The sequence below is a fragment of the Bacillus sp. AFS040349 genome, assembly GCF_002577655.1.
Classification (GTDB): domain Bacteria; phylum Bacillota; class Bacilli; order Bacillales; family Bacillaceae; genus Metabacillus.
In genome coordinates this window covers 115,800-122,826 of sequence record NZ_NUMC01000045.1, presented here as the reverse complement: position 1 = coordinate 122,826, position 7,027 = coordinate 115,800, and the positions used below count along the sequence as shown (strand labels likewise).

Here is a 7,027-nt window from a genome sequence, read left to right as displayed (position 1 = left end):
TATTGGGGGTTTGACCACAGGCACCACCAGATTTTTCTTGTTTCACATTATGTTCCAGTGGTTTGCTTTACTCTTGTGGTACCTTTACCATTTCTAAAAAGAAGTCAATATGCTGATCCAAGCGCCTTTCTACTTCAGTGGTGTCCTTACCATCAAACTTTAGGATGTTATATTCAGCTAGGAGAGAAAATGCTGGATATTGGTATTCAACGGCAAGTAATCTTGGGTCAACCGGCTTAATCCTATTCATTTTGATCAATTTTTTAAAGACAATTTCGAGGAAATCAATTGTTGATTGAAAGAAATCGTTTAGGATGATGTCCCGAGCCATTGGTTCACGGAATTGCTCAACTTGTAGAACTCTCCACATTTTCTGGGCATGAACATTTTCCATATATGTTTTAAAATTTCTGTGTCCTGCCTTAAAAAAAGCATCTGTAGTTGAATTGTTTAAAATCTCATCCAATGCTTCAAGAGGAGGCATTGTTTTTGAAAAATCTGTGCGAAAATGAGTAAGGATCGATTCAAGAATTTGCTCCTTATTTTTGTAATGATTATAAAGAGAGCTTTCCTTTATACCGACAGTTCTTGTTATTTCTCTTATAGAAACAGCACTATAACCTTTTTGTGAAAAAAGATCTAACGCCGTTTCAAATATTTTATCCTTTGTGTTTTTAGTCATTTTACACACCCTTAAAATTAGTTGGAAAAAAATGTTGCAACATTTCTAGTTAAACCATATAATGACATTGTATACTAACGTTCGTTAGTTTTCAATGGGGGGATAGATATGAATACATTTCAATCATATATGGAAAGGCGGCCCAAATTTTCTGGTGTTATTTCGATTTCAAAGGGAAATGAAATAATCTACCAAGATGCATTTGGACTATCCAACAAAGAGAAGGAGATTGAGAACAATATCCATACAAAATATCCAATGGGATCCATGCTAAGCAAACCATTAACAGCTGTTGCAACATTCCAACTTATCGAGAAAGGAAAATTGTCTATCCATCAGCCAATCGACGAATTCTTTCCTTTCTATAAAAATAAGGGTATTACCATACATCATTTATTAAACCATACATCTGGAATTCCTAATTATCTCATGCTAAGAAAGCAATTAAAATGGGATCAAGATTACACTCAGAAACAAATACTTGAGACACTCCAGCAACATAAATTAAATTTCACACCTGGACAAAAAATTTCATACAACAACACTGGTTTTTTTATGTTAGGACTAATTATTGAGAAAGTGTCTGGAGTAACCTACCATGACTATATAAAAGAACACATCTTCAAGCCAGCAAACATGAAGCAAACGGGCTTTTTACATGAAGAAATAAAAGGTAGAGCTAATAATTATATAAATCAAAAGTCAGGGCCGTATGTGAGTCCAACTCTTTTATTCGCGTGTGGTGATGCTATTTCAACCTTAGAAGATATTCATTTGTTCCACAAAGCTCTTGAGTCAAATATCTTAATAACTAAAAAATCCAGTGAACAAATGCAAACACCAACTTACAAAGGAAGGTTTATCACGATGGGTTATAGTTGGTTTATCAAACAGCTTTTTGGGAGGAAAAGTGTTTCTCATGGAGGTACGCACCCAGGTGGTTTTACAACTCATGTTGAAAGATATCTTGATGATGATATGACGATTGTTGTTATAAGTAATGATATGACATCCCATAAAATGCTTACGATGAAAGAGCTGGGAGCAACACTTATAAGTAGAGAATTAGCTTCCCTTTTATTTAATCAAAAACTGCATCATTGGCAGAAATTTTTTTAAATCCTTAACTAACAAACGTTAGTTTATAAAATAAAAAGCATAGGGGGCAAGTATTGTGTTTCAACAACTAAAAGGTGGATATGTTAAACCCTATAAAAATAAACAATCTGATAAGAACAGTGTTGCAAAATTAGAAAAACTAACGTTGGGTAATGTAACGCAATGGATCACAATCCGTGGAAAACATAAAGACCTACCAATTTTGCTTTTTTTACATGGAGGACCAGGAAGCCCACAAACAGGAGCACAAATGCACTATAATGCTGATCTGGAAGATGATTTTCTTGTTGTAAATTGGGATCAAAGAGGATCAGGGAAATCTTATTCTTCCGAAATAACACCTGAGAGTATGAACATAGAACAATTGCTTTCAGATTGCCATGAACTCGTCAAATATCTTACTTCACAATTTCGACAAAAGAAAGTATTCCTTATGGGACATTCTGTCGGGGCGGTGCTTGGATTATTATTTGTACAAAAGTTTACTGAGTTAGTAGAGGCCTATGTAGGAATAAACCAGCCAGTGAAACGTGATGAGGAAGAAATAAGATCATATCAATTTGCTTTAAGCATGGCTAAAGAAAAGAATCATAAAAAAGCCATTTTGCAATTAGAGCGAATTGGTTCTCCAAAGAACGGTTTCTATCATTCAGTAGATGATTTAGTCACGCAACGAACATGGCTGACAAAATTTAATGGTGTTACGTATAAATTAAAAGCTTCCTCTGTTAATATTCACTACATTTTAAGTTCTCATTTAACTTTGAAAGAAAAGCTCTCGTTTATGAAAAGATTTGGTTTTTCATCAACACATCTTTGGGATGAATTAACTAAAATCAACTTGTTTCATCTTGTTTCGGAGGTGAAGGTTCCTGTTTATTTTATTGCAGGAAAACATGACAGAATTGTGTTTAGTGATCGATTAAAGGAATATTATGACTTTCTAAAAGCACCAAAAAAGGAAATATACTTTCTTGAGGAATCAGGGCATTATGCATGTTTTGAGGAAGCAAATAAATTTAATCTCATTATGAAAGAAGTGAAAAATAATCACCTGATTAAACTAAATAAAATGGGGGTTATTTAATGAGGGCACACTATATATGTAAAGCATGCGGAGTACAGTATGAAGCTACACATCAACCACCAGGTATATGTAAAATTTGTAGTGACGAACGACAATACGTTCCGTTAACTGGACAAAAGTGGACAACATTAGAGGAGCTAAAGCAAGAAGGCTTTCATAACGAATTTGTGGAAATAGAGCCAGGTTTATGGAGTATTCGCACATATCCGCAAGTAGGTATTGGTCAAAAAGCTTATTTGATTAGGACTGATGAAGGAAATATACTTTGGGATTGTATTACTTATCTAGATGAGAAAACAATTAACAAAATAAACGAACTTGGTGGGTTACGAGGGATTGCCATTTCTCACCCGCATTATTATAGTACGATCATTGAATGGGGGAATGCATTTCAATGTCCAATCTATATCCATGAAAAAGATCTTGATTGGGTAACGAGAACTTGTTCGCTCATTCATTTCTGGAACGGGGATAGCCTTGAATTAACTAAACATATTTCTCTCATCCATGTAGGAGGACATTTTGAAGGTAGCTCCGTTTTGCTATGGACACTTGGTTCGTATAAAAAAGGTACATTACTCGTAGGTGATAGCATCTATATTGTACCTGATCAAGGTTGGCTAAGCTTTATTTATAGTGCTCCAAATCATATACCGTTGTCAGCTAGGGTGGTAAACAATATTAAAATGAGCTTAGAAAACTATGATTTTGAAGCTATTTATGGTGCTTTTGATCATAAGATCGTGAAGGACGGCAAGAATTCTTTTATAAAATCAGCAGATCGATATATTCATTTTTTGAATAGCTAAAAAACAGATCGTTTGAATTAAGGATTTTCAACTATTACAATAAACTTGAATAAAAAACAGGCCTTTATATGATAGATAATAAAAAGAGCAACCTCTATAATACACCTCGGTATGGAGGCTCTTTAAAGTACCTCTTTAAAAAGAAAAGAATAATTTACCAATAAAATACTTTACATAGGGTAGGGGGGTATGGTAGATTATATTTATAAGGAGGTTATGTTAATGTGTGAAGAACAAAATGAGATGTTAGAGGTTGAAGTTTGTTGCTCCGGACAACATTCTGAAAGGGAAAGCCATCATTCAGAAAAAGTAAAAAAAACGCTTATTACTAGGTTGAACAGAATTGAAGGACAAATTCGAGGTATTAAAGGATTAGTTGAAAAAGATACTTATTGTGATGATGTGATTACCCAAGTCTCAGCTGTTCAGTCCGCATTAAATAGCTTTTCCAAAGTATTATTAGAAACTCATTTAAAAAGTTGTGTAACAGAAAGAATTAGAGCAGGGGATTTAGAAATTGTTGATGAATTGCTTATAACCATTCAACGATTAATGAAAAAATAATAATAGAGGAGAGAAAAAATATGCAAAAAATCATCTTAACAGTTAATGGAATGTCTTGTGGACACTGCGTGAATGCTATAGAAGGAAATGTTGGAAAATTAAATGGTGTTTCACAGGTGAAAGTTCATTTAAATGAAGGAAAAGTTGAATTAGAATTTAATCCAGAAGTTGTTTCATTAGACACAATAAAGGAAACAATTGATGATCAAGGTTACGATGTAGTATAAGAAATAAAGAAATAAAAATAAAGACTGTGAAACGTGCTTTTTATGATTGCACGTTTCCTTTTGAAAGTAAATATACCGCTGTAGGGTATATAGGAGGACGACGATATGACGCAGGAAATAAAAGAAGCTGTTCTGCCAATTACAGGTATGACCTGTGCTTCATGTGCAGTTCGAATTGAAAAAGGTCTAAAAAAAGTAGAAGGTGTAGAAGAAGCCAACGTAAATTTTGCTCTTGAAAGAACATCCATCAAATACAACCCTAATGTTGTTAGAATAGAAGACTTTAAAAAGAAAATAAATGACCTGGGCTACGAGGTAGTTGAGGAAAAAGTGGATTTAGCTATTATCGGCATGACTTGTGCTGCTTGTGCAACAAGGATTGAAAAAGGCTTAAACAAAATTGAAGGTGTAACAAATGCAACTGTCAACTTAGCGTTAGAAAGTGCGACAGTTGCCTATAATCCTTCACAAACTGGAACAAAAGAAATGATTGAAAAGATTGAAAAACTTGGATATCAAGCGAGTGAAAAAGGTGAGCAAAAAGAAGATGTTGCTAATCTAAAAGCGAAGGAAATTGAAACTCAACAAGGAAAGTTTTTCTTTTCCCTTATCTTATCCATTCCCCTTCTTTGGGCAATGGTCAGCCACTTTAGCTTTACCTCGTTTATTTATTTACCTGACATGTTTATGAATCCATGGGTACAGCTGGCTTTAGCAACACCTGTTCAATTTATTGTAGGAAAACAATTTTATGTAGGAGCTTATAAAGCATTAAGAAATAAAAGTGCCAACATGGATGTTCTTGTTGCACTAGGAACATCAGCTGCTTATTTTTATAGTTTATATTTATCGATCGCTTCAATCGGAAGTGAAGCACATATGATCGAGCTTTATTATGAAACAAGTGCAGTCTTAATTACATTAATTATTTTAGGAAAGTTGTTTGAAGTTCGTGCAAAAGGACGTTCATCTGAAGCAATCAAAAAGCTAATGGGTCTTCAAGCGAAAACAGCGACTGTTTTCCGTAATGGAGTGGAACAAGAGGTTGCACTAGAGGACGTCGTAGTTGGTGACATTCTGTATGTTAAGCCTGGTGAAAAAGTTCCGGTTGACGGAGAAATTATTGAAGGACGTTCGGCACTAGACGAATCAATGCTAACTGGTGAGAGTGTTCCAGTTGATAAAACAATTGGTGACTCTGTCATCGGAGCAACTCTTAACAAAAATGGATTTTTAAAAGTGAAAGCAACGAAGGTCGGTCGTGACACAGCACTTTCACAAATTATTAAAGTGGTGGAAGAGGCTCAAGGTTCGAAAGCACCAATTCAACGTTTAGCGGATCAAATCTCAGGTATTTTTGTCCCAATCGTTGTAGCAATTGCCTTTCTCACATTTTTTGTTTGGTTTATCTGGATTACACCTGGAGACTTTGCCGAAGCCCTTGAAAAATTAATTGCCGTGCTAGTTATTGCTTGTCCTTGTGCACTTGGATTGGCAACACCAACATCAATCATGGCTGGATCAGGTAGAGCAGCAGAGATCGGTGTTTTATTTAAAGGTGGAGAGCACTTGGAAATGACGCACAGATTAACGACTATACTTTTAGATAAAACAGGAACGGTTACAAATGGAGCACCAATTTTAACTGATGTTTTAGTTGAGAAACATGTCAATGAAGAGGAATTTTTACAACTAGTTGGAACGGCTGAAAAGCAATCTGAACACCCACTTGCTGAGGCGATTGTAACTGGAATTAAGGAAAAGAATATTGAACTGTCTGATGTTGAAGAATTTGAGGCAATACCCGGCTACGGTATAAAAGCAAAAGTAAACAATCAAATTATATTAGCAGGTACAAGAAAATTAATGCAAAAATATAATATTAGCATTGAACAGGCTCTATCAACTATGGCGAATCTTGAGGAAACCGGTAAAACGGCGATGCTTATTGCTATTAACAATCAATATGCAGGTTTAGTAGCTGTTGCTGATACAATTAAACCTACCTCAAAAGAAGCAGTAAAACGTCTAAAAGAAATGGGCTTAGAAGTTGTCATGATAACTGGTGATAACGAACGAACAGCGAAAGCAATTGCAGCTGAAGCCGGAATTGATTCTGTTGTAGCAGAGGTGCTGCCGGAAGGAAAAGCTGAAGAAGTGAAAAAACTGCAGAAGGAAGGAAGAATCGTTGCAATGGTCGGCGATGGGATCAATGACGCACCAGCACTTGCGATCGCTGATATAGGAATGGCCATTGGAACAGGTACAGATGTTGCAATGGAGGCAGCGGACATTACACTTATTCGTGGAGATTTAAATAGCATTGCTGATGCTATCTTTATGAGTAAAAAAACAATCAGAAATATTAAACAAAATCTATTCTGGGCATTTGCTTATAATTCACTCGGTATACCAATAGCAGCATTAGGCTTCCTTGCCCCATGGTTAGCAGGAGCAGCAATGGCATTTAGCTCAGTGTCCGTTGTTCTAAATGCGTTACGCCTACAAAGAGTAAAACTATAGTGATAAGGAGAACCAA

7 protein-coding genes are annotated in these 7,027 nt (G+C 35.4%); 6 read left to right on the top strand and 1 reads right to left on the bottom strand.

The genetic code is table 11. The features are described from left to right. Positions 1-67: 67 nt before the first annotated feature. Entirely contained in the window at positions 68-682 is a 615-nt protein-coding gene (locus COD11_RS11235; protein ID WP_098797003.1) for a TetR/AcrR family transcriptional regulator, read from the bottom strand. 108 nt (positions 683-790) lie between these two features. Between COD11_RS11235 and COD11_RS11230 the strand changes: the two genes are divergently transcribed. From COD11_RS11230 to COD11_RS11205, 6 genes are all read left to right on the top strand, one after another. Next, entirely contained in the window at positions 791-1,801 is a 1,011-nt protein-coding gene (locus COD11_RS11230) for a serine hydrolase domain-containing protein (RefSeq protein WP_098797002.1), read from the top strand. A gap of 55 nt (positions 1,802-1,856) precedes the next feature. Next, positions 1,857-2,888 carry an alpha/beta fold hydrolase gene (locus COD11_RS11225; RefSeq protein WP_176551051.1) on the top strand — a complete coding sequence of 344 codons (1,032 nt, stop codon included), beginning with the start codon at positions 1,857-1,859 and terminating at the stop codon, positions 2,886-2,888. Continuing rightward, complete coding sequence (locus COD11_RS11220) at positions 2,888-3,697, top strand: MBL fold metallo-hydrolase (RefSeq protein ID WP_098797000.1); 810 nt, start codon at positions 2,888-2,890, stop codon at positions 3,695-3,697. Before COD11_RS11225 ends, COD11_RS11220 begins: the two co-directional genes overlap by 1 nt. 222 nt (positions 3,698-3,919) lie before the next feature. After that, positions 3,920-4,261 carry a metal-sensing transcriptional repressor gene (locus COD11_RS11215; protein WP_269217429.1) on the top strand — a complete coding sequence of 114 codons (342 nt, stop codon included), beginning with the start codon at positions 3,920-3,922 and terminating at the stop codon, positions 4,259-4,261. Positions 4,262-4,281: 20 nt separating this feature from the next. Continuing rightward, a complete protein-coding gene (gene copZ, locus COD11_RS11210) occupies positions 4,282-4,488 on the top strand; it encodes a copper chaperone CopZ (protein WP_098796999.1) in 207 nt (68 codons plus the stop codon). 105 nt (positions 4,489-4,593) lie between these two features. Then, the gene (locus COD11_RS11205) at positions 4,594-7,011 is read left to right on the top strand and encodes a heavy metal translocating P-type ATPase (protein ID WP_098796998.1); all 2,418 of its coding nucleotides are present in this window, start codon (positions 4,594-4,596) and stop codon (positions 7,009-7,011) included. Positions 7,012-7,027: the final 16 nt, after the last annotated feature.

Excerpts from the sequence above, each read along its gene's own strand:
- COD11_RS11235 (WP_098797003.1), bottom strand. The coding sequence starts at position 682 with ATGACTAAAAACACAAAGGATAAAATATTTGAAACGGCGTTAGATCTT.
- COD11_RS11230 (WP_098797002.1), top strand. The coding sequence starts at position 791 with ATGAATACATTTCAATCATATATGGAAAGGCGGCCCAAATTTTCTGGT.
- COD11_RS11220 (WP_098797000.1), top strand. The coding sequence starts at position 2,888 with ATGAGGGCACACTATATATGTAAAGCATGCGGAGTACAGTATGAAGCT.
- COD11_RS11215 (WP_269217429.1), top strand. The coding sequence starts at position 3,920 with ATGTGTGAAGAACAAAATGAGATGTTAGAGGTTGAAGTTTGTTGCTCC.
- copZ (WP_098796999.1), top strand. The coding sequence starts at position 4,282 with ATGCAAAAAATCATCTTAACAGTTAATGGAATGTCTTGTGGACACTGC.
- COD11_RS11205 (WP_098796998.1), top strand. The coding sequence starts at position 4,594 with ATGACGCAGGAAATAAAAGAAGCTGTTCTGCCAATTACAGGTATGACC.